This is a genomic window from Alicyclobacillus herbarius DSM 13609, from assembly GCF_000430585.1.
Taxonomy (GTDB): domain Bacteria; phylum Bacillota; class Bacilli; order Alicyclobacillales; family Alicyclobacillaceae; genus Alicyclobacillus_G; species Alicyclobacillus_G herbarius.
This window is the reverse complement of the sequence record NZ_AUMH01000008.1, coordinates 72,646-94,962: the sequence shown is the minus strand read 5'-3', so window position 1 is coordinate 94,962 and position 22,317 is coordinate 72,646. Positions and strand designations below refer to the sequence as shown.

The following is a 22,317-nucleotide window of genomic DNA, read 5'->3' as shown; positions in this document are numbered from 1 at the left end:
TCCTATTTCCGGCTTGGGTCGGCGGTGGGCTGGTGGCGCGCGGTATCTGACGCCGGTGTCCCCGCGCCCATTCCGCTTCCGGATCGACCGTCTGCCGAATGGCCACCCGGACCAGGCTGTGGAGCGGTAGTCCCATGTAGGTGGCGCCGGACTGCCTGTACATCCACCGCCGCGCCTTTGACGAACGGCTGTGCCTCCCGCTCCACCAGGGGCCGGTAATCGCTGCGCCGCCATTTCCGTTCCACCTCGACCCCTGCCTTCGGGTTGGGATGGCCCAAGCGGAAGTTGCCGCGCACGACCGGAGACTTGCCTTCCGGTTCAATCACCTCAAGACGCACCGAAACCTCTTTGTAGGCCGGCGTATGAGTGACATCGTCATGGTAGCTACTGGTGAGGTAGTTTACCGCCTCGTCGTCGGCCGGCGTGTTCATCGGCAGGTACAACTCCTTGCCTTGCACTCGGTCAGTGACCGTGGCCCGCACCTTGACCGATCCGTACGGCGACACGAGCCGGACCAGCGCCCCGTCGGCAATTCCGCGTTCTTTAGCCAGTTCAGGTGAAACCTCCACGTACGTGGTCGGGACCTTGCTGCGGATGCCGCGCACGCGGTAAGTCAGGTTGCCTTCGTGGAAGTGTTCCAGCATACGGCCGTTGTTCAGGTGCAAATCGTACGTAGCGTCCGGCTCCAGCACCGGATTACGCCAGGTCGGCGGGTGTAGGCGCGCTTTACCGTCGGGAAACGGAAAGCCGTCGACATAGAGGAGCGGTGTATCGCGGCCGTCTGGAAGAACCGGCCATAACAGGCTGTTGTAACCCTCCAGCCGGTTCCAACGCACCCCGACCATCAAGTCGGTGAGGGCACACGCCTCATCGAGAATCTGCCCTGGGTGTTCATAGTTCCAATCCGCGCCCATGCGGCGGGCGAGTTGGGTGATAATCCACCAGTCCGGCTTGGCGTCCCCGAGTGGCGGCAAGACCTGGTACAGACGCTGGATGCGGCGTTCGGTATTCGTGAACGTCCCTTCCTTTTCAAGGCTCGGGCAGGCCGGCAGGATGACATCGGCAAACTGGGCCGTCTTGCTGAAGAACACGTCCTGAACGACGAAAAACTCCAGTTTCTCAAACGCGGCTTGAACGTGGTTGGAGTTTGAGTCCACCAAGGCCATCTCTTCGCCTTTGAGGTACATGGCCTTCAACTCGCCTTTGTGAATCGCCTCCACCATCTGGTGGTTATCCAATCCGGGCGTCTCAGGCAGTTTGACGCCCCAGGCGCGTTCGTACTTGGCACGAACCGCTTCGTCCTCTACTCGCTCGTATCCGGGCATGTAGTCGGGGGCACAACCAAAGTCGCCGGCTCCCTGGACGTTATTATGGCCACGCAGCGGATAGGCGCCGGTTCCCGGCCGGCCAAAGTTGCCGGTGATGAGCAGGAGGTTACAAATTGCCGTGCTGGTCTCACTGCCCATTACGTGCTGTGTCACACCCATCGCCCAGCAGATGCACACCTTGTCCGCCGCGTGAATCATCTCCGCCGCCTTGACCAGCTCGGCGCGGGGAATCCCAGTTTCCTTTTCGGCGAACTCCAAGGTGTACGGCTCAAGCCACTGTTGGAACTCGTCGAGACCGTTGACATGTCGCTCGAGGAAGTCTTTGTCCTCCCAGCCGTTGTCGAGGATGTGTTTGGTAACCGCCGCCAACCAGATGAGGTCGGTGCCCGGCCTTGGGTGCAGCCACAAATCGGCACGGTTTGCCATGTCATTCTTGCGCAGGTCCGCCACAATGAGCTTCTGGCCGTGCAGCTTGTGCGCCCGCCGAATCCGGGTGGAGAGTACTGGGTGCGATTCCGCGGGATTGGCACCGACAATGATGACCAAGTCCGCCAGGGTAAGGTCGTAAATCGTTCCACTGTCACCCCCGTACCCCACGGTCCTTCGGAGCCCCTCGGTGGCTGGGGTCTGACAATAGCGGGAACAGTTGTCGATGTTGTTGGTCCCAATCACGGCGCGAGCGAACTTTTGCATCAGATAGTTTTCTTCGTTCGTGCACTTGGACGAGGAGATGCAGCCAATGGCATCCGGTCCGTCCTTCTGACGGATCTCCTGCAGCCGCCGTGCGGTGTAGTCGAGGGCCTCGTCCCAAGACACAGGGACAAACTCGTCCCCGCGGCGAAGCAACGGTTGCGTCAGCCGTTCTTCGCTGTTTACAAACTCCCAGCCAAACTTGCCCTTGACGCAGGTGGAGATTTGATTCGCCGGAGCCTCAAGCTGCGGTTCCACCTTGAGGATTTTTCGGCCTTTGGTCCAAATGTCAAAACTGCAGCCGACACCACAGTACGTGCAGACCGTCTTCGTACGCTTGATGCGCGACTCACGCATCTTCGCCTCCACCTCGGATACGGTGAAGATCGGCCCGTAGCCGGGTTCCACCTCTTTGGTCAAGTGAACCATCGACTCCCACAGGGACGGTTTCATCCCGGTCAGAAAACCGGCCTCCCCAAGCATCGACTTTTCCATCAAAGCGTTGCACGGACAGACGGTCACACAGTGGCCACAGGAAACACAAGAAGATTCGTTAATCGGAACGTCGTCATCCCAAATGACACGCGGGCGTTCCCGCTCCCAGTCAATCGAAAGCACCTCGCTCACCTGCAGGTTTTGGCAGGCCTCCACGCAGCGCCCACAAAGAATGCACTGGTCCGGATCGTACCGATAAAACGGGTGCGAATTGTCCTGTTCATAGGGCTTCGGCGCAAACGGGTACTTCTGGCTGTTAATGCGCATGGCCATGGTGGTGTTATGCACGACGCAGTTCCCGTTGTTGTTATCACAAACGGTACAGTACAACTCGTGGTTATGCAGGATGCGATCCATTGCCTCGCGCCGCGCTGCCTCGGCGCGCGGGGTGTGCGTGTCCACGACCATGCCATCCGCCGGCGCCTGGGCGCAAGTGCGGACCAGCTGGCCGTTCACCTCCGCAATGCAGGTGTCACAAGTCTCAATGGCCCCTAGCGCCGGGTGAAAACATACGTGGGGAAACTCAACATCCGTCCGTAACACGGCGGCAAGCACCGGTTCATCCGCGGCTACCTCCACCGGCCGCCCGTCCACCGTGACATGCACAGTGTTTACGTTTGGGGAATCCTTCACGAACGTCCCTCCTCATTCACTCGGACGTACTGTTATCGCTGACTCCGTCTCGCATCCGCTTCCCAACGCGTCGTCCCGCGAAAATCGGCTCACGTGTGTAACTTCCCCCACGACAGGGCCAGAGATTCCATTTCCCCATCATACCTGGCTCGAAACTCCAGCCTTCACGCGGTATAGTTAAGGCGAGAAAGAGAGTACGAGATACATGGGAGGGGTTTGATGAAGGCGCCTGTGGCAAAACGCATCCCGCATCCGCACCACTTGCACGGCGATGAACGCCAGGACGACTATTATTGGCTCCGCAATCGGGATAATCCGGAGGTTATTGCCTACTTGGAGGCGGAAAACGCCTATTACGAGGAACAAATGCGTCCCCTAAAAGCGCTGGTCGAGTCGTTGTTCAACGAAATGGCCGCACGCATCCCGGACGTGGACCAACAGGTCCCCGTGCAAGATGGGCCATATTTTTACTACACTCGGATAGAGAAGCGTAAACAGTACCCCATCTTTGCCCGCAAGCAGGCGGCCACGCGAGCCGATCTGGATGCGGCAGCGGAACAAATCCTGCTCGACGTCAACGAATTGGCCGAGGAAGGCGGTTACTTGAGCGTCACTGAAGTACGCGTCAGCCCGGACGGGCAGCGCCTGGCGTACCTGGTCAATCGCGACGGCACCGATAAATATACGCTCTGCGTGCGCGACCTAACCACGGGTCACGACCTGCTAGAGACGATACCCAACGTCTTCTTATCCAACAGCGTGGAATGGGACCAAAGCGGCCGCTACCTGTTCTACATCACGGTCGATGAGACGCAGCGGCCGTACCGCCTGTGGCGGCACGAAGTGGAGTCTCAAGGTGAAGATGACCTGCTTTACGAAGAGACCGATACCACCTATACCCTTGAGTTGAACAAGTCGCGAAGCGGCCAATACCTGTTCTTGCTCGCCGGCTCCAAGACGACCAGTGAAGTGCGGTGGCTGCGGGCCGATATGCCACACGCCGAGTGGACCCTGTTTCAACCGCGGACACAAGGCGTGGAGTACTCTTTGGAGCACTGGCAGGATGAGTTTCTTATCCTGACCAACGAGGGAGCGCCGAATTTTCGGGTACTCACGTGCCCCGTCACGGCTTCCACCCACCGGCGCGAGCTGTTCCCGTATGACGAGCGGCGCTACCTGACCGGGCTCCATCCGTTTCGGGAGGCTCTGTTCATCAGCGGTCGCGAGGAAGGCCTGACTCAGCTGTGGGTCTACCGAGACGGCCAATTGCAGCGCCTGTCTTGGGACGATCCGCTCTACACTGTACGCATGGGCGGCAACCAGAGCTACGACGCGACGGAAGTGCTGGTCCAGTACGAATCGTTGCTGACGCCGCGCACCACCCTGGCCGTAAGCCCCATCACGCTCGAGCGCACGGTCCTGCAGCAGGCGGAGGTCCCAGGGGAATTTGACCGCGACGCGTACACCGAGGAGCGATTGTGGGCTAAAGCTGAGGATGGCACCGCCGTGCCGCTGGCCGTGGTCTACCGCCGCGACAGCCGCAGCCGCGGACCAGCCCCCCTGATTCTCAACGGGTACGGATCGTACGGAATCAACACGAACCCGCACTTTCAATCCACCCTGTTGCCCCTGCTCGACCGCGGAGTCATTCTCGCCTATGCCCAGGTGCGGGGCGGATCGGAAATGGGCCGGCAGTGGTACGAGGACGGGAAGCTGCTGAAAAAACGGAACACGTTCACCGATTTTATCGCCTGTGCTCAGCACCTGATTACCGAAGGCTATACAGCACCGGATCGGCTGGCCGCGTACGGCGGCAGTGCCGGCGGCCTGTTGATGGGCGCGGTGGCGAATCTGGGGGGCGAGCTGTTCGCGGCGTTGGCGGCGTTGGTACCGTTTGTCGATGTGGTGACCACGATGCTCGACGAGAGCATTCCGCTGACCACCCTGGAGTGGGATGAGTGGGGCAATCCAGCGGAGGAGCCGTATTACTCGTACATGAAATCGTACAGCCCGTACGACAACGTGACCGCCAAGCCGTATCCGCACCTGTACGTGACCGCGGGTCTGAACGATCCGCGCGTCGCCTACTGGGAACCCGCGAAGTGGGTGGCCCGCCTGCGCGCCACTAAAACGGACGATGGTGTGCTGGTGCTCAAAACCCACATGGGCGCGGGCCACTTCGGGTCCTCCGGCCGGCTCAACCGGCTGCGCGAGACGGCCGAAATGTTCGCGTTCTTATTGGATAAAATCGGTGCGGCGTCCTTAGAGTTATCCGACAACGCGCAGGAGCGTCCGGTATAACACCTCGACCCCGGCTGCGCAGTCTTCGGGCGAGCTCCACTCCTCCGGCTGGTGGCTGATGCCGTTTTTCGAACGTACAAACAACATGCCAATCGGGCACAGGCCCGCCAGCTGCATGCCATCGTGGCCCGCGCCGCTGGGCAGAGACTGGGTTTCGAGGCCCAGTTCCCCGGCGGCCGCCGCCATCTCCGTCCTAAGCCAAGGCGAGCAGGCGACCGGCGGAACCCGCTGCAGCTCCGTGATGTCCAACAGGACCCCGCGCCGCTTGCAGATAATCGCCGCCTGCGCCCGAATCTCTTGTTCGACCGCGTCACGGACCGCCTCGTCGGTGTCACGCAGGTCGAGCGTAAACTCGACGACGCCCGGGATAATGTTGACGCCTCCGGGCTGCACGTGCAGCTGGCCCACCGTCGCCACGGTCCGCTCCTGCCGCACCGCCAACGCCTCCACCGCCTGCAGAACCTCCGCCGCGGCCGCCAGCGCGTCCTTACGCATCGCCATGGGCGTGGTCCCAGCGTGCCCTGCCTCGCCGGTAATGCGCACTCGCAGCCACAGTGGCCCTGCGATACCGGTCACAATCCCCACAGCCAGGTTGGCCGCCTCCAACACCCGGCCCTGCTCAATGTGCAGTTCGAGGTACGCCTTGACCGATCCGCTCGTCCGTGCGGCCTGATGCACGTTCTCAGGGTTAAACCCGACAGCCCGCATCGCCTCGGCAATGGACACTCCGTTTGCATCACAAGCTTGCAAATGTTCTTGGGTCAACGTTCCGGCCAGGGCTCGGCTGCCAATCATCCCAAAGCGAAAGCGCGCCCCCTCTTCATCCGTGAAGGCAATGACCTCAATCGGGTGGGTGTGCGAGATGCCCTCCTCCGCCAGCGTCTGTACGGCCTCAACTGCGCCTAGGACGCCGAGTGGTCCGTCGAAGTTGCCGCCGTTTGGCACCGAGTCAAGGTGTGAACCGACCAGGACCACGGGCGCGTCGGGCTGGCTTCCTTCCCGCCGGCCAATGAGGTTGCCGATGGCATCCTCGCGCACCGTCAGCCCCGCCTCGCACATCCAGGCCGCGACCCGGTCTTTTGCGGCTCGCTCCTCCGGGGTAAACGACATCCGCGTGACCCCGCCGGATGGTTGTCGGCCAACCTCAGCCAACTCCATCAGCCGCTTCCATAAGCGCTCTTTGTTTGTCCGCTGTGTTCGGTTGGCGCTCCTCATGACTGAATCCGCATGGCGATGACCGTTCTCGCTCATCATATCTCCCCTCCCAGACAGTGTCTGCGTCTTCACGGCCATACCCCGCTGTCCTTTTCTTTTAGACAAGTCTATACTGAAATCGAACCAAGGGGAAATACTCGTGCTAGGGTTCGTACACACTCTGGTTTCAGGATCTGCACAAAGGAGAGGTTTCCATGGCGGATTTGCCCATCCTCTCAGACTTGCCGCAAGTATTGCAAGAATGGATACCGTCCGAGGCATCCATCGCCATTGCGGATGGAGAACGATACATTTTTTATCGAGCGGGTGGATACGATTTGCGCCTCCGCCCGGGCGACCCGATTCGCCCGGGAAGTGTGGCCAATCGTGTATTCCGAATTGGAAAACGCGTGGAAACGGACGTGGACGCGTCTGTGTACGGCATTCCGTATCACGGTCTCGGGTATCCGCTGCGCACGGAACCGGGTCAGAAAGTGGCGCTTACCGTGATTTTACCCCCGCGTACAGCCGCCCATTCACCCGAACCTTCCTATGTTGTCGGGCAGCAGGGTGACGTGTGGCGTCCCGTTCCCGTGGGCGAGATCGCCTGGTTTGAAAGTTATGACAAGCGCACCTGGCTGCATACCGCCGACGGCGCGTATACCACCCGGTTTACCTTGCGAGCATTGGAACAACGCCTATCCTCTGCGCAGTTTTTGCGCATCCATCGTTCGTACCTTATCAACGTGGCGTGGATTGAGAAGATTGAACGGGATTTTCACTCGAGCCTCTTGATTACCCTCCGTGCCCCACTGGCACAACGTCTGCCCGTATCCCAAAACTACGTCCACCACGTCCGCCAATCCCTCGGCTTTTGATCCGAAACAGCAACTTCCAGAGAGCTAGCTGTGGAAACGGGTAACCCCGTGACAGGCGGGGGCCCGTTCCTTTCGTATCCGCATCAGAACGTATCCCATCCATGTTCCATCCCTCGTAATCTCGTCTTATCCACGATAATCATGATTTGTCGAAAACCAAATGCACACCCTGCCCGTCCCGTTTATTATCATCCTTAAACGTTACGTATTCGCTTTCATTGAGATTCAGGGAATTCCCGCTAGAGTAAGTCCGGTCGAACAGATAAAGAGGTGCAGGAACCATGTTGGAACAACGAATTCGCAACGCACAGCTGCGGTCTCGGATTATCTCCGCCGACGAGGCGCAGGCGTGGATAACAGATGGCATGACCATTGCTGTGAGCGGATTCACGAAGTCCGGTGATGCGAAAGCAACTTTAAAAGCGCTGGCCAGGCGGATCGAGAAAACTGGAGAGTCCCTGCAAATCCGCCTGCTTTCCGGTGCGTCACTGGGCGAAACGGACGGGATATTGGCCAGTCGAGGCATTTTAGGCCTGCGGCTGCCGTTTCAATCGGATCCCGCGCTGCGGAAAAGCATCAACCTAGGGGAAACTGGATACATCGATCAACACCTGAGTGAAACGGCTGAGTGGGTACGCAGCGGATGGTTTGACGAAATCGATTTCGCCATCATCGAAGCCACCGCGATCACCGAAAACGGAGGCATCGTACCAACCACCTCAGTCGGCAACAGCCCCATTTTTGTCGAAAAAGCGAAGCAAGTCATTGTCGAGATCAATCTTTCCATTCCCCCAGAATTAGAAGGTCTGCATGATATCTATATCCCGGCTGCACGCCCGAACCGTCAGCCGATCCCGCTGGTCAACGTGCGCGATCGCATCGGCACGCCCTATATTCCTTGCCCGCTGGAGAAAATTGCCGCCGTGATTCTAACGACGGAACAAGATACCCCATCGAATGTTTCGGCCGCGGATGAAGACACGGCCGCGATGGCCGGTCACATTCTCGAATTCCTCGATCACGAGGTGCGCCGTGGGCGGCTACCGCAGAATATCGGTCCGCTACAAAGTGGCATCGGATCCGTCGCGAACGCGGTATTGAGTGGACTCGTGGATGGGCCTTTTGAGCATTTGGAAATCTATACCGAAGTGATGCAAGACGCAGCATTCGAGTTGTTGGATGCCGGCAAAGTCAGTTTTGCGTCCAGCTGTTCCTTCACCCTTTCGCAAACCATGCGCCAGCACGTGCTGCGTCACATTGAAGACTATCGTGACAAGGTTATCCTTCGTCCGCAGGAGATATCCAACCATCCAGAAGTGGTGCGCCGACTGGGCGTCATCGCGATGAACGCGGCCTTGGAGGTCGATGTATACGGAAACGTCAACTCCACACACGTATACGGCACGCACATGATGAATGGCGTAGGTGGATCCGGCGACTTTGCACGCAACGCAGCCCTGTCCATATTCGTCACCAAGTCGACCGCCAAGGGAGGCCGCATTTCCAGTGTCGTGCCGTTTGTCACGCACGTCGACCATCCCGAACATGATGTGGACGTCATTGTCACCGAACGCGGAATCGCCGACCTGCGTGGTTTGACCCCGCGCCAACGTGCCCATGTCATTATCGAAAACTTGGCCCACCCCGATTATCAGTATGCACTATGGGACTATGTACGGCGGGCCGAGAGCCGCGGCGGCAACACCCCGCATCTATTGGACGAAGCGTTTAGTTGGCACCTTCGGATGCAGAACCAAGGCGATATGCGCGATGTGCTGCCCCCCGTTCGGGCCATCCACTAAGGTTTGGGCAGGCACAGTTCGGGCCGGTACAGTGTGTGCCGGCCCGTCTCCGTTTGGGCAGGTATAAGGATCTCCCCATGCCTGCCCGTAGCACGATGTCCTATCCTTGACGAACTTTCCGCCAGCGCTGGAACGCCTCCAACGTGGCTAGCTTGTGCCGCCGCGCGAAAGACTCAATTTCATCCGCCGGCCCCCCATCGATCATCAATCGAACCAGTTCCTCATGCTCGGCAATCGAATCGGTCGTCCGGTGAGGGATGAGCATAAACACAGTGGAGCGCACGGTATCCATCCGCTCCTGTACGGATTTCAACTGATTCACCAGATACGAGTTGGGACACGCCTGCCAGATGCGCTCGTGAAACTGTTTGTTCAGGCTGCTGTAGGCCTCAAGCGCAAACGAGGCGCGTGCCGCCTCCATCTGCTTATTGATGACACGCAAGGCCTCAAAGTCCGCCTCCGTCAGATGCGGCGCGGCCAGGGCCGTAGCATAGCCGTCGAGCAAGGCGAGCACTGATAAGGTCTCCACGTAGACCTGTTCATCAATGCGGGTGACGCGTACACCGCTGAATCGCTCCACCTCGACAAGCCCTTCCGCCTCCAATCGGCGGATCGCCTCCCGAATAGGAATGGCGCTAATGCCCAGCTCACGGGCGAGACGGTCAATCACCAGCCGGTATCCGGCGCCAAACGTCCCATCCATGATGCGGGATTTAATCCACTCGTACGCTTGTTCCTGTTTGTTGGGACTAGAAGTCTGTGATTTCATACATTTTATCATATAGGGTCATTCCGGTTCGGTCAATCGGTGAAAGTCGGACTCTAGGGCATTGGACCGAGGCGAACTCTGACGATCGCGAAAGTATGGCGAAGCCCTACACCGAAACCCTACGGTGAAACCTCCTCCAGGGCGCGGTCCTTCGTCCGTATGCCAACCAGGGCGATGAGGGCTGCGATGAACAAGAATCCACTGATGAACAGAAACCCTTTCGTTACCCCCATCGGCGTGACCAAGGGGGCGATGGCCCAGATGCCGATGCCGGCTCCAACATGTCCGACGCTATCCACCAGACCAAAGCCGCTGGTCCGGGCACGCGCTGGGAAGTTTTCTGAGGTCCAGGCGTAGGCGATAGGGACCCAGAAGTTCTCGCCTAGGAACAGGATGATGGAGCCAATCATTGCCACGGGTAGGTTGTGGCCTGCCAAGCCGATGATGACCCCTCCAACCATCGTCGTCAGCGCGGATATTACCAGCCATGCCTTACGTTCCAGTTTTTCGCCGATCCAGAAGGCCAACAGGGCAGACAGCACCATGCCAATCACGCCGACCGCGGTAATCATCCCCGCTTCTCCTTCCCCGTAGTGAAGGCCCACCAGGAGCGAGGTCATACCGCCCGAAAATCCGTAGACGGTGATGTAGCTGAACAACCAGACGAAAAACAGGAGCAGTATGCGCCGCAGATACGTTCCGTTGGCAAACAGGTCCGCGTACGGATTAGCTTTTGCCTCCGTCCAGATAAATTGAACTGGGACGACATCCGGCAGAGTAGTATATCGGGAAGCCATCTCCTCCATGCCCTGGACGACCCTATCCGCCTCCTCCATGTGGTCGACGGCGAGTAGCCAGCGCGGCGATTCGGAGAGTTGAATCCGCATCAAAATGGCGATTAAGGCCAGCACGGCACCAATCCAATACATAATGCGCCAACCGTAGGCGAGACTCCCCCCGACCGCGAACGGCAACCCGGACGGAAACGGTGCTCCAGGTGTGGTCAAACACAGCCCCACCCAGACCGCAAGCAACGCCCCGAGCGCGGAGAACACAAAGATGAGGGCCGTATACTTCGCTCGAGTCTTGGTCGGTGCCACCTCGGCGATGTAGGTGTTGACCACTGCCAAATCCGCGCCGACGCCGATGCCAGTGAAGCCGCGGAAGAGAACAAACGCCCAGTAGCTGGTCGTTAATGCAGTGCACAGGGAGCCTAGACCGGTGATAAGCATGGTGATAAGCAGCACATTCCGACGCCCGATTTTGTCGGCCATCGGGCTAAGCACCAGCGTGCCTACGACGTATCCGAGTAGGTTCATAAGAATGGGCATCCCGACGTATTGACCGACCATGTCCGGTTTGAAGCCGGGGATGACGCTGGCACAGGTCTGAATGAACGAGACATTGCTGTCAAAGATGTCGTAAAAGGGCGCCACCTTGCGCAGCGATTCTTCCACCGCACGGATAAACCCATCCGGCTGTCTCCGCACCTACTGGGCTAATTCCTCCCCGTGTGCCTCAATCGTGTCGGCGATCCGGTCCAGAATCCGCGCTCGGTCTTTCGCCTTCATCCCCGACCAAGGGCTATCTGTAAACGCTTTCTTAGCGGCCGCCACTGCCCTGTCGATGTCCTCCGCCTGTCCGTCGGCGACCGTGGTCAATGCCTGATTGGTGGTCGGATTGACAGTCGTGAACGTCTTCCCAGACAGGCTGTCACAAAACTGACCTGCGATAAAGCATCGACAGCAGCCTGGGCACGCGCCTTGGGTTGTTGAATCCGATGCTTACCAACTTGCCAAGTCTCCTAAGGCGTACGGCACCAGCACGTCCCCGTTCACCGTCCCCGGAGCAGGTCTTTTGATGCAATCAGTTCCACCCTACACCACTTTTTTTTGCATGGTTGTTCCGTCATATACGAATTCGACGGGTTGCCCGTTGACGATGGTTTTAAGCGTAACGGGGCGTCCCCACAGTCGGTAGACTCTCGGCAACGTCCGTTCAACGTACTCGAGGTCCAACTCCTGTCCCTCGTATGCATGAGTGATGCCGAGTCCATCGAATGCTCCGTCAGCATCTTCTGACACGTGCAACACGGGGAAGCCAGCGTTGGTTCTTTGTTGCACCAATACGTCCCGGATAATCGTGTGGTCTCTCTCTGCAACCACCCAGTCCGCGCCCTTTTTTTCAAACAGGTAGAGCTCGCACTGATCGACAATGTCCTGATTCAGATAGTTGCGAATGAAACTGACGTCCGAGTCGCACTCACGGACCTCGAACATTTTCTCCGTTCCGTATCTTCGTTCAATGTCCCGCCACACTGCATAGCCCACGTTGTACGGATTCAACGTGAACCGATTGGGCTGTGCGACGTTTGCTGTCAGTAGGGCAAAGTCGACGGCATCCTGCCCCGTCAACTCTCGTTCCTGCATGAGCCGGGTATGCCAGTACGTCGCCCAGCCTTCGTTCATGATTTTGGTCTCCAGTTGTGGCCAGAAGTATAACATTTCGTCCCGGACGGTCGACACGATATCACGTTCCCACTCTTCCAGGTGTTTACTGTGCGTGATGATGAAGCGCAATAAATCTTTTCCATAGGCAGACCTAGAAGTCGTCGACTTGTTCGTGGTACCTTCGCCGGTACCCTTGTGTGCGTTATCGGGCTGTATTTCGTTGGAATTTTGGTTAATATTCCTGGACCCATTGCCTGTATCCTTGGCTCGGTCACCAGGGCCCGACGGTCGGATGTCATTGACCGCCGGGAGAGCTGCATCCATCGACCACAGATCGTCGTACGCACCGGGCGCAGGCCTGGGCTTGCCTGGTCCATATGGTGCACGTGAGCCATCATCATCCGGTCGACTAGCAACCTGTGCTCGAAAAGAGGCATCCACGTGCTCCTGAATCGACAAAGCTGCGTCCAGAATTTCCTCCACGCGGGTCATCCCATACGTCTCTTCGTACTTTCGGATGCGCTCTGCGGCGGCCGCCATAGAGTCGACCATGCGCCGGTTGGTGTAGCGAAAGCGAGCGTTGTGCTTGAAAAAGTCGCTGTGGCCGAGCACATGCGCGACAATCATTTCGTTTTGCAGCACCGTGTTGCTGTCGAGCAGGAAGGCATAGCAAGGGTCGCTGTTGACGACCAACTCGTAGATGCGCGAGATACCTAGATCGAAGTCGAGTTTCTGTCGATAATACTGCTTACCGAAACTCCAGTGGCTGTAGCGAGTCGGCATACCGAACCCTGCAATCGTGTAGACGACGTCCGCCGGGCAAATTTCGTACCGCATATCGAAAAAATCCAAACCGAACTCCCGAGCCTTGGATTCCATCCACTCGATGGTTTTCTCCAGTCGAGCCCAGTCTTCCCGATTCATGACCTTGCCACTTCCTCTCCGCTAAAGAATAGGCGCAGCGCCTTAAGAATGTCCTTCTGATGTGCGACAGAGGTCCAGCGCATTTCGGGCAAATCGAGAGTCGCCACGGCGTGGGACAGCGCGGTCATGCGATTGTATGGATTCACTTCAAGGTATCCAATCATCGTGGAGACATCGCACAGCTCGCGCATCAGTGCGGTCGTACGATCATTGTCGGAATATAGATTGTCTCCGTCTCCTACGTAAATGATGTAAATGTTCCAGAGAGCGGGGGGATAGGCGGCCGCAATCAGTTCTTGTGCAGCCTGAAACGCGGTCGAACAAACGGTTCCGCCACTTTCCTTCGTCCGGTAGAATGCGTCTCGGGTTGTTTCGTACGCTTCCGTGTGATGGACGATATAGCGCATTTCTACAGTTGAATATTGTTTCTGCAGAAACTTCTCCATCCAGAAGAAGAAAGTTCTCGAAATATATTTTTCAGTCATGCCCATACTTGCAGACACGTCCATCATGGCAATCACCACGGCGCCGCTGTCCGGGGCGACAACTTCTCGCCAAGTCTTGAATCTCAAGTCATCTTCCGTAATCTGAAACGGCTTGTGTGCGGTGCGTGATCGCCGCAGAGCCTCCATGAACGTGCGCTTCCTGTCGATGTTCGCGCGAATGCCCTTCGTGCGAATGTCCGTAAATTCTATGGCGTCCGTCACGACTGCTTTAGTATGAGGCTTGTCCTTTAAATTTGGCAGGCGCAGGTCCGCAAACAGGACGTCCTCAATGTCTGCCAGTTCAATCTCCGCCTCGAGGGCGCGCTCGCCAGGAGCGTAGGCCGCGCCCGAACCGGATTTACCTGGTGTTGGCTCCGCCTTGCCGATGGCGTCCCCTTTCTTTCCCGGACCTTGACCCACGTGTTGTTGCTTTCCGTAGTCGTAACGGAAATGCGGCTCGTCGAGCTGCTGCACCGGGATGCGGACGGTCCGCCTGCCATCGGACAGAATGATGTCCTGGTGGGAGATGATGTCCGCCAGATTGTCGCGGATGCATTGCCTGACCTTTTCCCGGTGTCGAGCCTGCGCTCTTTGGCCACGGCGGTCCAGTGACCAGTCATCGTGCACCAGAATGCCCATCCATGGTTCCCTCCTCAGTCCCTGGATGATGCAGTTTCGCTCGCATGTGCATCATCGGTTCAATAGGCTGCCGACGTACTTCAATACCTCGTTGGCGCATATGGAGCAGTAGCCATGCTTGTCCACTAGCGTCTCGTGGACTTGGTTGATCCGCTTTAATTGGTCGGGGTCGGGTGTCTTCGCGTTGGTCGTGATCTTCACGACATCCTTCAGATCTGTGAATAACTTGCGTTCAATCGCTTCTTTCAAGCGGTCGTGCGAGTCGTACGTGAATGTCTTGCCGCGCCGGGCGTAGGAGGAAATGCGAATCAGAATCTCCTCGCGGAACTGGGTTTTCGCGTTTTCACTCACGCCAATCTGCTCTTCAATGGAGCGCATCAAAGGTTCGTCCGGATCGACTTCCTCGTCCGTTATCGGATCCTTCAATTTTTGTTTGTTGCAATAGGCCTCAACGTTATCGAGATAGTTGTTGAACAGCGCTCGCGCCGACTCTTCGTAGGAGTAGACAAACGCTTTTTGAACCTCTTTTTTGACAATCTCGTCGTACTCCTGCCGCGCCGCGGCGATGAAGTTGAGCAGTCTTTCTTTGTCGTCCTTGGAGATGCTCGCATGTTGACCCAGCCCATCCTTGAGCGCGCGCAGAATATCGAGGGCATTGATGCACTTTGCATCGCTGCGGACTAGCGCTGATGAAATACGATTGATCACGTAGCGAGGATCGATCCCGTCCATCCCTTCCAGGGGATGCTCGCTGCGCAACTCTTTCACATCGACCTCATTGCCTTCCACGAACTGCCCATCGTAGAGCTTCAATTTCTTCATCAAATCGGCTTTCATGGATTCCTTCAGGCGGGACAGAACCGAAAATGTCGCCGCCGTGCGCAGGCTGTGCGGTGCCAGATGAACATTCTTCAGGTCACTTTGGCGAATCAACTTCTCATAGATCTTCACTTCGTCCGAGACGCTGAGCGTATACGGAATCGGCATCACAACCATCCGGGAATGCAATGCCTCGTTCTTCTGGTTGGAAATAAAGGCTTGGTACTCCGTTTCGTTCGTATGCGCGATGACCAACTCGTCGGCGCTGATAAGAGCGAAGCGGCCGGCTTTGAAGTTGCCTTCTTGTGTCAAACTGAGCAGGTGATACAAGAATTTACTGTCGATCTTGAGCATCTCCTGCATCTCAAGGATGCCCCGGTTGGCCTTGTTCAGTTCGCCGTCAAACCGGAACGCGCGGGGATCCGATTCGGACCCGTACTCCCCAATGGTGGAAAAATCAATGCTTCCGGTGAGATCCGCGATGTCCTGAGACTTCGGATCCGAGGGACTGAAGGTGCCGATGCCGACCCGCTTTCCTTCGCTGATAAGGATCCGTTCCACCGGCATTCGCAGGATCTCTCCGTGGAACTCTTCTTCCAACCGCAGTTGGCACACAGGACACAGATCGCCTTCAATATGCACACCGAGTTCCGCTTCCATCTCGGGGCGAAGCCTGTTCGGGATAAGGTGCAGGGGTTCCTCGTGCATGGGGCATCCCTGGATGCCGTACAATGCTCCCCGATCCGTACGGCTATACTCCTCCAAGCCGCGCTTTAACAGAGTTACGAGGGATGACTTGCCGCCACTGACCGGTCCCATCAACAGCAGGATGCGTTTGCGCACATCGAGGCGTCGAGCCGCCGAGTGGAAGTATTCTTCAACCAGCCGCTCCAGGGGCTCATCCAGACCGAACAATTCGTCCTCGAAGAAACGATATTTCTTGTGACCGTCGACTTCCTCGACGCCAGCCGCGACAATCATGTCGTACACGCGGGCGTGGGCCGTTTGAGCGACCGCCGGATTCTTCTCGACAATGGCCAAATATTGCTCAAAAGTGCCTTTCCACCGAAGTGACTCTTCACGTTCTTTAAACTCTTTCAATCGCAAGGCCAAACTCACTGTTGTTCTCCCCCTTGTCAATTGGTGTTCACCGAATCAGGAATCACCGCAACGTGTCCTTGTTATTCATTGTCACACCTTTGAGCGAGAATAAACGTGGGAGAAGGGGGAGATTTGTGAGAGGTTGTCCGAACCGGGTTCGCCTCCGCCGCCTCGGATCGTACTTCCATCGTCTGCAGGCGTACATGTCAAGACAGGAAGAACGGCCACAACGGCCGCTCACAGGAATCAGTCTATTTATTTCCAATATGTTTGATGATTAATGTGCGTGTCCAAAAGGGGTCGAGCCCGAGTTGCCATTGTTCTCGGAAGGTTCATTCCAATCAGCAACCGCACCTCGACCTAGTCATCGCCGGCGAGGGACCGGAGTGCGAGACTCCGGTATACATACAGGACGCCAGGCACAGGGCGTAGCCAGGTCCCTCATCCTGTTTGGCCACAGCGCCAGCGAGAGCACCGGTATGAAGCGGCTGGCGGATCGACTGGCGCAATCGTTTTCCACTGTCCCCGTTCGCTGTATCCCGGATGAGCCGCTCATTCAAGCTTTATAGCGGTTGATGCCGAATCTCCGTCTCTAGACACGCCCTTTTGGGCTGACGGCGGCCCCTTCCAAATGACTCAGGATACGCTCCCCGATGACCGCCACTAAACGGCTGTCCATACCCAGGTGCCGAGCCAGTCGGACGGCACACCCTGGGTGTTGCGCGCCCCACTGGGACACGCGATCGGGAAGGGATTTGAGTAGCACCCCAGTGAACCACAGATACGGCATGACCGTGATGTGGCGGGCACCGCTCGCCAGCGCCTCGTCCAGAGCCGGCTCCAGGCGACTGCCCAGCCCAGTTAAGGAAGCTGGAATCACCCGTGTGAGCTGGGTATGAGCCTGCACCCCCGCAGCGACTCGTTCCAGACTCCGCCACGCGTTCTCGTCACGATTGCCGCGAGACAGAAGGACAGCCGCTGCGTCGTCGCCGCCACACCCAGGCTGCCTCGTTTCCTGAATGCGTGACACAGCCGCCTGCATAAACTCGTCATCGACGCCGACAGCCGGCATCACCGTAAACTCCAACTCCAACGACAAATGCCCGAGTTCCTTCAACGAGTGCCCGGAGTCGGGCGCCGGGTCCGCGGGGACTGATGACTGGTTCTCCAGAGCGGCCCGGGCCGCAGACAACTGAGCCGGTATATCGCGGTGAATGTGCGCGGCCGCAAACAACAGCAGCGGACAGACGAGCACCTGCCGCACCCCAGCGGCTGCCAAAGCAGCCACCGCGCTACGGATGTCCGGTTGGGTCAGTTCCAGAAACGATTCCTGTACCGGTATATCACAGGATTTCTCACGTAGGTGTTCCCGAATGGCCGCCATGAATTGCAGTGCCTCCGCGACGCCGTCCGGATCTCGACTACCATGCGCAACCAGTAACACGCCCACGTGTCGGATCGACCGTTCGTCAGGAATCGACATGGTTGGCTCGCCCCCCGACGACACCTTTTGCCTGCAGGAACTCAGCGACCGCCAGGCCATTCTCACATACGGCAATGGGCCGGCCCGAAGTGTCCGACCAGACCTCATGTCTACGCATGGCGAGACGTGGGACCCCCTGCACCCGCTCACCCAACATGTGGAGTGCAGGACCACATGCGGCAGATTCCATCCAGATGGCGTCAAATGGATGTTCGGCCACCTCCCGGGCCACCGCCTCCCAAACCCCGTGCTGAACTTCGGCACCCTCTTTCCGCTGTCCGTCGCCCATGACGGTGGAAGGCTGTGCCGGCAAGTGCTGTAGGGAGACCTCATAGACCTCGGCGCCCAGATCTTCCAACTCGTCCGCACGCGCCGTGGCCTCTGCACGCGTCTCGGCCACTACCAATAGGCGCCGACCAAACAAGGGCAGCTTCTCGACCCACGAGAGCTGGGCACGCAAGTCGACCGTCGCACCGAGCACAATCACCGCTGGCGCGCCGATGCCTTTCCGCCGCACTTCATCGACCACATCGCTCAGCGTGGTCTCAATTACCTGTTGCCACGCGCGCGTCCCCCAGCTGACCACAGCCACGGGCGTGTCCTCCGGCCACCCCTGGCGGCGCCAGTGCGCTACACGCTCGGCCAAGTGGCCTACGCCCATAAGCACCACCTGCGTAAGCGTGGGGTCCGCAGACGCATCCGTTGCGCTCTCCGCGAGCGATACCGCGGCTTCGTCCCCCGGAACAGGCCTCGGCGCCCCACACTGGGACTCGCCACGCTGCGGCTCGCCGCGGTGTCCCGTCTCCACCACGAACCCACGGGCACGATGGCGGTGCGTAACTGGGATGCCGGCATACGCAGGGACTGAAACGGCGGAGGTAACGCCCGGCACCACCTCCCAGTCGATCCCGGCCGCCGAAAGGGCTAACGCCTCCTCACCCCCGCGGCCAAAGACGAACGGATCGCCCCCTTTGAGGCGCACCACCGTCAACCCCTGCATGGCCAGGTCAATGAGCAAACGCTGGATTTCCGGCTGCGGCAAGGTGTGCAAACTGGCCTGCTTGCCCACGTAGATGCAGCGGCAATCCGGGCGGGTCCAAGCCAACAGGCGCGGAGACAAGAGCCGGTCATAGACAACGGCATCAGCCCGCTCCAGGAGGCGCCGGGCGCGGACGGTGATAAGGCCGGCAGCGCCCGGCCCCGCACCGACCAGATAGACTTTGCCAACACCTGGTGCGTGCATTCCCTCGCCTCCCGATGGTTTCAAGCCGTGTCATACCCCTGCCGGGGTTCCGTCGGCGGTCTTCGCCTCCAAGGCGCGTTCCCGCACCTGGTGCAGATATTCAAAGCCGACTCGTTCACAATAGTCACCAAACCGTTCTCCGTTCTTCCGCTCCTTCGCATACGCCGCAATCAACGGGCGCACCGCGTCCACCAACCCGTCGAGCGGAATCATCTCCAAGAACCGCCGGTTGACACGCGTGCCGAGGGAGTCGGCGCCAAGGAAGACGTCATACTTACCGAGGGCGCGACCGACAAATCCGATGTCCGCGAGGTACGGACGGGCACAGCCATTGGGGCACCCGGTCATGCGGATGGAAATCGGCTCGTTTTCCAGGCCGTACTCGGCAAACAGCGCCTCGAACTTCGGCAGGACCCCAGGCAGGGCGCGTTCCGACTCCGCAATCGCTAGCCCACAAGTCGGCAGCGCGGGACAGGCCATGGCCAACAGCCGGGTTTTCGGCATATCCTGCACCAGCTGAACCCCGGCCGCGCGCAGGCGCGACTCAATATCTTTCCGGGCATCCAGGGGCAAATCGGACAAAATCAGGTTTTGCTGCGTGGTCAGGTGAATCATGGGCCGGTATTCGGACACAATTTCACGCAACACGGTGCGCAGCTTAAGACCCTCTTTATCGAGGAGGCGGCCGTTTTCGATGTACACGCCCAAGTACGCCTTATCGCCGTACTCCCGCCAGCCGAGATGATCCTCCGCCGAATGCCAAACCAAGGGCCGGGGCGGATTCAGGCTGCGCCCGATGCGCGATTCCACCTCATTCTGGAACCAGTCGAGCCCGCGTTCGTCAATCAAGTACTTCATCCGGGCAAAGCGGCGGTTTTCGCGGTTTCCATAATCCCGCTGCACCGTGAGAATCGCTTCGCAGACCTCCACCAGCTCGTCCCGGGTGACAAACGCAAACGGGGTGGCCGCCCTGGGGTACGTTTTAGCATCGCCGGCGGTGCGTCCCATTCCGCCGCCGATGAGCACCGTATAGCCGACCAGCGTATCACCCTCTGCATGCGCGACCAAACCGATGTCATTGGAGTAGACGTCGCAGCAGTTGTCTCCTTCATAGGTCAGGCCAATCTTAAACTTGCGCGGCATGTAGGTGCGGCCGAACAATGGTTCCTCCGAGTCGCTGCGGTCTGGATTCCCCGCTTCCGGTCGCAGCCCCGACACCACCGCCTGCTCCAGCTCTGAATTGGCATCTCCGCCGTAGTTGGGGGTAACCTCCTGGCCGTCGAGCCAGATCTCATGGTACGCCTTCGTCTTGGCTCCAAACCGCGCGACCAACTTCAACTGATCTTGCCGCAGCTGACGGGCGACCGCGTCGTTCCGGGGCTCTGGACAGCTGGTGATGTTGCGTACCTGGTCCCCGCATCCCCCAAGCGTGGTAATCAGGGCCTCGTTCAGGGTACGGATGGTCTCCTTCAGGTTGGCCTTCAACACCCCGTGCATTTGAAACGTCTGACGGGTGGTGATGCGCAGGGTTCCATTCCCGTATTCGTCCGCCAATTCATCAAAGCGCAGGTATTGATCTGCCGTCAGCTTGCCGCCCGGGATGCGTGCCCGCAGCATCAGCATGTAGTGGCGGTCTTTCCCCTCTTTTTTCAATTGCTTACGCAAATCCCGGTCGTCCTGTTGGTAGACCCCGTGAAACTTAAGAACCTGAACGTTCTCTTCCGAGAAGGAGGTCTTCCCGTCCTTTAACGCCTCTGCGATGGTTCCGCGCAGGTGGTTACTGTCGCGCTTGATGACCTCAATCTTGCTCTCTCGCGGCTCCGCCCGCAACTCTTTCTGCGTATCACTCATCTTGGCTCTCCACCCCCAATGGCCATTCTCGGCTTAACGAGACACCGAACTCCTCTCGAGTTCAGCCAGTCCTTCAATCAACACATCCGCCACTTCCGGGCGCGTAAATTTCGGCGAGGGCCGCTCGCCACTGCGCAGAATCTGTCGAACCTTCGTACCCGAGAGCATGATGCGGTCCTCCGGCCCGTGCGGGCAGGTCTTGGTCGAAGCCATCCCGTCGCACTTGACACAATAGAAACTGTGTTCAAAGAAAAGTGGCGTAATGCCCAATTCCTCGGGCGAGAAGTTGCTGAAAATCTTCTGCGAATCGTAGGTGCCGTAGTAGTTGCCAACCCCGGCGTGATCGCGCCCAACAATAAAGTGGGTGCAACCGAAGTTTTTCCGCACCATGGCGTGCAACACTGCTTCGCGCGGCCCTGCGTAGCGCATGGCCGCTGGGTATACCGCAAAAAACACCCGGTCTTTGGGATAGTACGTATCAAGCAGTACACGGTAGCTGCGCATCCGCACATCGGCCGGAATATCATCCGCCTTCGTCTCCCCGACGAGCGGGTTTAGGAATAGACCATCGACGATTTCCAAGGCACACTTTTGAATATACTCATGCGCGCGGTGAACTGGGTTGCGGGTTTGAAACCCGACTACGGTCCGCCAGCCCAAGCGCTCAAAAGCCGCGCGCGTCTCTTGCGGGTCTAAATAATATTCCGCAAACTCGGTCGGCCGTTTCCGGTTGAGAAGCTTGATAGGCCCCGCTACATAGAAGTCATCCCGCTCGTACAGTTTCCGCACTCCCGGGTGCGCCTCGTCCGTAGTCCGGTAGACCGCCTCGGCCTCCCACTGCTTATCCGGCTGGTAGACCTCGGTCACCTCAATCGTACCGTAGATGACCCCATCTTCCCCCACCAGTGCGGCCTCCTGGCCAATCTTTAAAGACAGCGCTACCGACTCGGGAACCGCGAGGGTAATGGGAATGGTCCAGACCGTTCCGTCCACGAGCCGCATCGTGTCCAGAATGCTCGCCCAATCCCGCTCACCGACAAATCCCGTGAGCGGAGAAAAGACACCAATGCCAATCATTTCAAGGTCAGACAGCGCCCAGCTATTGATCGGAATTTTGGGCAGCGTGGCCGCCTTGGCTAGTTGGGCCTCGCGTTCCTCCCCGGTCAACCGCCGATCCACCAGTTGTCCGCCGTGCGCTGCAATCAACTCCGACATGATGTACCTCCCAAACT

Annotated in this window: 16 protein-coding genes; 4 read left to right on the top strand and 12 right to left on the bottom strand. The window is 58.5% G+C overall.

Annotation, left to right across the window (positions count from 1 at the left end):
* Positions 1–2 precede the first annotated feature (2 nt).
* The gene (gene fdhF, locus H522_RS18050; protein ID WP_081411947.1) at positions 3–3,146 is read right to left on the bottom strand and encodes a formate dehydrogenase subunit alpha; all 3,144 of its coding nucleotides are present in this window, start codon (positions 3,144–3,146) and stop codon (positions 3–5) included.
* Positions 3,147–3,365: 219 nt separating this feature from the next.
* Between fdhF and H522_RS0107055 the strand changes: the two genes are divergently transcribed.
* Positions 3,366–5,447, top strand: coding sequence for a S9 family peptidase (locus tag H522_RS0107055; RefSeq protein ID WP_026961795.1), 2,082 nt, complete (start codon positions 3,366–3,368; stop codon positions 5,445–5,447).
* On the opposite strand, the gene H522_RS0107050 is transcribed toward H522_RS0107055, so the two are convergent.
* Complete coding sequence (locus H522_RS0107050) at positions 5,415–6,662, bottom strand: allantoate amidohydrolase (protein ID WP_035452980.1); 1,248 nt, start codon at positions 6,660–6,662, stop codon at positions 5,415–5,417. The two genes, H522_RS0107055 and H522_RS0107050, sit on opposite strands and share 33 nt — an antisense overlap.
* 194 nt (positions 6,663–6,856) lie before the next feature.
* On the opposite strand from H522_RS0107050, the gene H522_RS0107045 reads away from it, so the two are divergent.
* Positions 6,857–7,519, top strand: a complete 663-nt coding sequence (locus tag H522_RS0107045) for a LytR/AlgR family response regulator transcription factor (RefSeq protein WP_026961793.1) — start codon at positions 6,857–6,859, stop codon at positions 7,517–7,519.
* Between the two features lie 281 nt (positions 7,520–7,800).
* Positions 7,801–9,321, top strand: a complete 1,521-nt coding sequence (gene scpC / locus H522_RS0107040; protein WP_026961792.1) for a succinyl-CoA:acetate CoA-transferase ScpC — start codon at positions 7,801–7,803, stop codon at positions 9,319–9,321.
* A gap of 100 nt (positions 9,322–9,421) precedes the next feature.
* On the opposite strand, the gene H522_RS0107035 is transcribed toward scpC, so the two are convergent.
* The 6 genes from H522_RS0107035 to H522_RS0107010 all read right to left on the bottom strand — a co-directional run bounded on the left by H522_RS0107035 (position 9,422) and on the right by H522_RS0107010 (position 16,526).
* Entirely contained in the window at positions 9,422–10,090 is a 669-nt protein-coding gene (locus tag H522_RS0107035; RefSeq protein ID WP_026961791.1) for a GntR family transcriptional regulator, read from the bottom strand.
* A gap of 119 nt (positions 10,091–10,209) precedes the next feature.
* On the bottom strand, positions 10,210–11,580 hold the full coding sequence (locus H522_RS18045) for an MFS transporter (RefSeq protein ID WP_081411946.1): 1,371 nt from the start codon (positions 11,578–11,580) through the stop codon (positions 10,210–10,212).
* A complete protein-coding gene (locus H522_RS21005; RefSeq protein WP_273367603.1) occupies positions 11,581–11,799 on the bottom strand; it encodes an aldehyde dehydrogenase family protein in 219 nt (72 codons plus the stop codon). It lies immediately after the preceding gene.
* Positions 11,800–11,967: 168 nt separating this feature from the next.
* A complete protein-coding gene (locus H522_RS0107020; RefSeq protein WP_026961790.1) occupies positions 11,968–13,464 on the bottom strand; it encodes a SpoVR family protein in 1,497 nt (498 codons plus the stop codon).
* Entirely contained in the window at positions 13,461–14,588 is a 1,128-nt protein-coding gene (locus tag H522_RS0107015; protein WP_026961789.1) for a DUF444 family protein, read from the bottom strand. The genes H522_RS0107020 and H522_RS0107015 overlap by 4 nt, the downstream gene beginning before the upstream one ends.
* A 51-nt stretch (positions 14,589–14,639) precedes the next feature.
* Positions 14,640–16,526 (bottom strand): PrkA family serine protein kinase, encoded by a 1,887-nt coding sequence (locus H522_RS0107010; protein ID WP_026961788.1) that lies wholly within the window; start codon positions 16,524–16,526, stop codon positions 14,640–14,642.
* 368 nt (positions 16,527–16,894) lie between these two features.
* On the opposite strand from H522_RS0107010, the gene H522_RS21455 reads away from it, so the two are divergent.
* Positions 16,895–17,077, top strand: a complete 183-nt coding sequence (locus tag H522_RS21455; protein ID WP_155836245.1) for a hypothetical protein — start codon at positions 16,895–16,897, stop codon at positions 17,075–17,077.
* Between the two features lie 23 nt (positions 17,078–17,100).
* Here the strand turns inward: H522_RS21455 and H522_RS0107005 are convergent, their stop codons facing one another.
* From H522_RS0107005 to sat, 4 genes are read right to left on the bottom strand one after another with little or no spacing between them, the layout of a single operon-like run.
* Positions 17,101–17,991 carry a sirohydrochlorin chelatase gene (locus tag H522_RS0107005; protein WP_026961787.1) on the bottom strand — a complete coding sequence of 297 codons (891 nt, stop codon included), beginning with the start codon at positions 17,989–17,991 and terminating at the stop codon, positions 17,101–17,103.
* On the bottom strand, positions 17,978–19,234 hold the full coding sequence (gene cobA, locus H522_RS18040) for a uroporphyrinogen-III C-methyltransferase (protein ID WP_051343991.1): 1,257 nt from the start codon (positions 19,232–19,234) through the stop codon (positions 17,978–17,980). Before cobA ends, H522_RS0107005 begins: the two co-directional genes overlap by 14 nt.
* A 30-nt stretch (positions 19,235–19,264) precedes the next feature.
* Entirely contained in the window at positions 19,265–21,085 is a 1,821-nt protein-coding gene (locus H522_RS0106995) for an NADPH-dependent assimilatory sulfite reductase hemoprotein subunit (RefSeq protein ID WP_026961786.1), read from the bottom strand.
* Positions 21,086–21,118: 33 nt separating this feature from the next.
* Positions 21,119–22,300 carry a sulfate adenylyltransferase gene (gene sat / locus H522_RS0106990; protein WP_026961785.1) on the bottom strand — a complete coding sequence of 394 codons (1,182 nt, stop codon included), beginning with the start codon at positions 22,298–22,300 and terminating at the stop codon, positions 21,119–21,121.
* Positions 22,301–22,317: the final 17 nt, after the last annotated feature.

What these genes read in the sequence shown, in the direction of transcription:
- cobA (WP_051343991.1), bottom strand. Translation starts at nt 19,234, where the DNA reads ATGCACGCACCAGGTGTTGGCAAAGTCTATCTGGTCGGTGCGGGGCCG.
- H522_RS0107005 (WP_026961787.1), bottom strand. Translation starts at nt 17,991, where the DNA reads ATGTCGATTCCTGACGAACGGTCGATCCGACACGTGGGCGTGTTACTG.
- H522_RS0107035 (WP_026961791.1), bottom strand. Translation starts at nt 10,090, where the DNA reads ATGAAATCACAGACTTCTAGTCCCAACAAACAGGAACAAGCGTACGAG.
- H522_RS0107015 (WP_026961789.1), bottom strand. Translation starts at nt 14,588, where the DNA reads ATGGGCATTCTGGTGCACGATGACTGGTCACTGGACCGCCGTGGCCAA.
- H522_RS0107045 (WP_026961793.1), top strand. Translation starts at nt 6,857, where the DNA reads ATGGCGGATTTGCCCATCCTCTCAGACTTGCCGCAAGTATTGCAAGAA.
- H522_RS0106995 (WP_026961786.1), bottom strand. Translation starts at nt 21,085, where the DNA reads ATGAGTGATACGCAGAAAGAGTTGCGGGCGGAGCCGCGAGAGAGCAAG.
- H522_RS0107055 (WP_026961795.1), top strand. Translation starts at nt 3,366, where the DNA reads ATGAAGGCGCCTGTGGCAAAACGCATCCCGCATCCGCACCACTTGCAC.
- H522_RS0107020 (WP_026961790.1), bottom strand. Translation starts at nt 13,464, where the DNA reads ATGAATCGGGAAGACTGGGCTCGACTGGAGAAAACCATCGAGTGGATG.
- sat (WP_026961785.1), bottom strand. Translation starts at nt 22,300, where the DNA reads ATGTCGGAGTTGATTGCAGCGCACGGCGGACAACTGGTGGATCGGCGG.
- scpC (WP_026961792.1), top strand. Translation starts at nt 7,801, where the DNA reads ATGTTGGAACAACGAATTCGCAACGCACAGCTGCGGTCTCGGATTATC.
- H522_RS0107050 (WP_035452980.1), bottom strand. Translation starts at nt 6,662, where the DNA reads ATGAGGAGCGCCAACCGAACACAGCGGACAAACAAAGAGCGCTTATGG.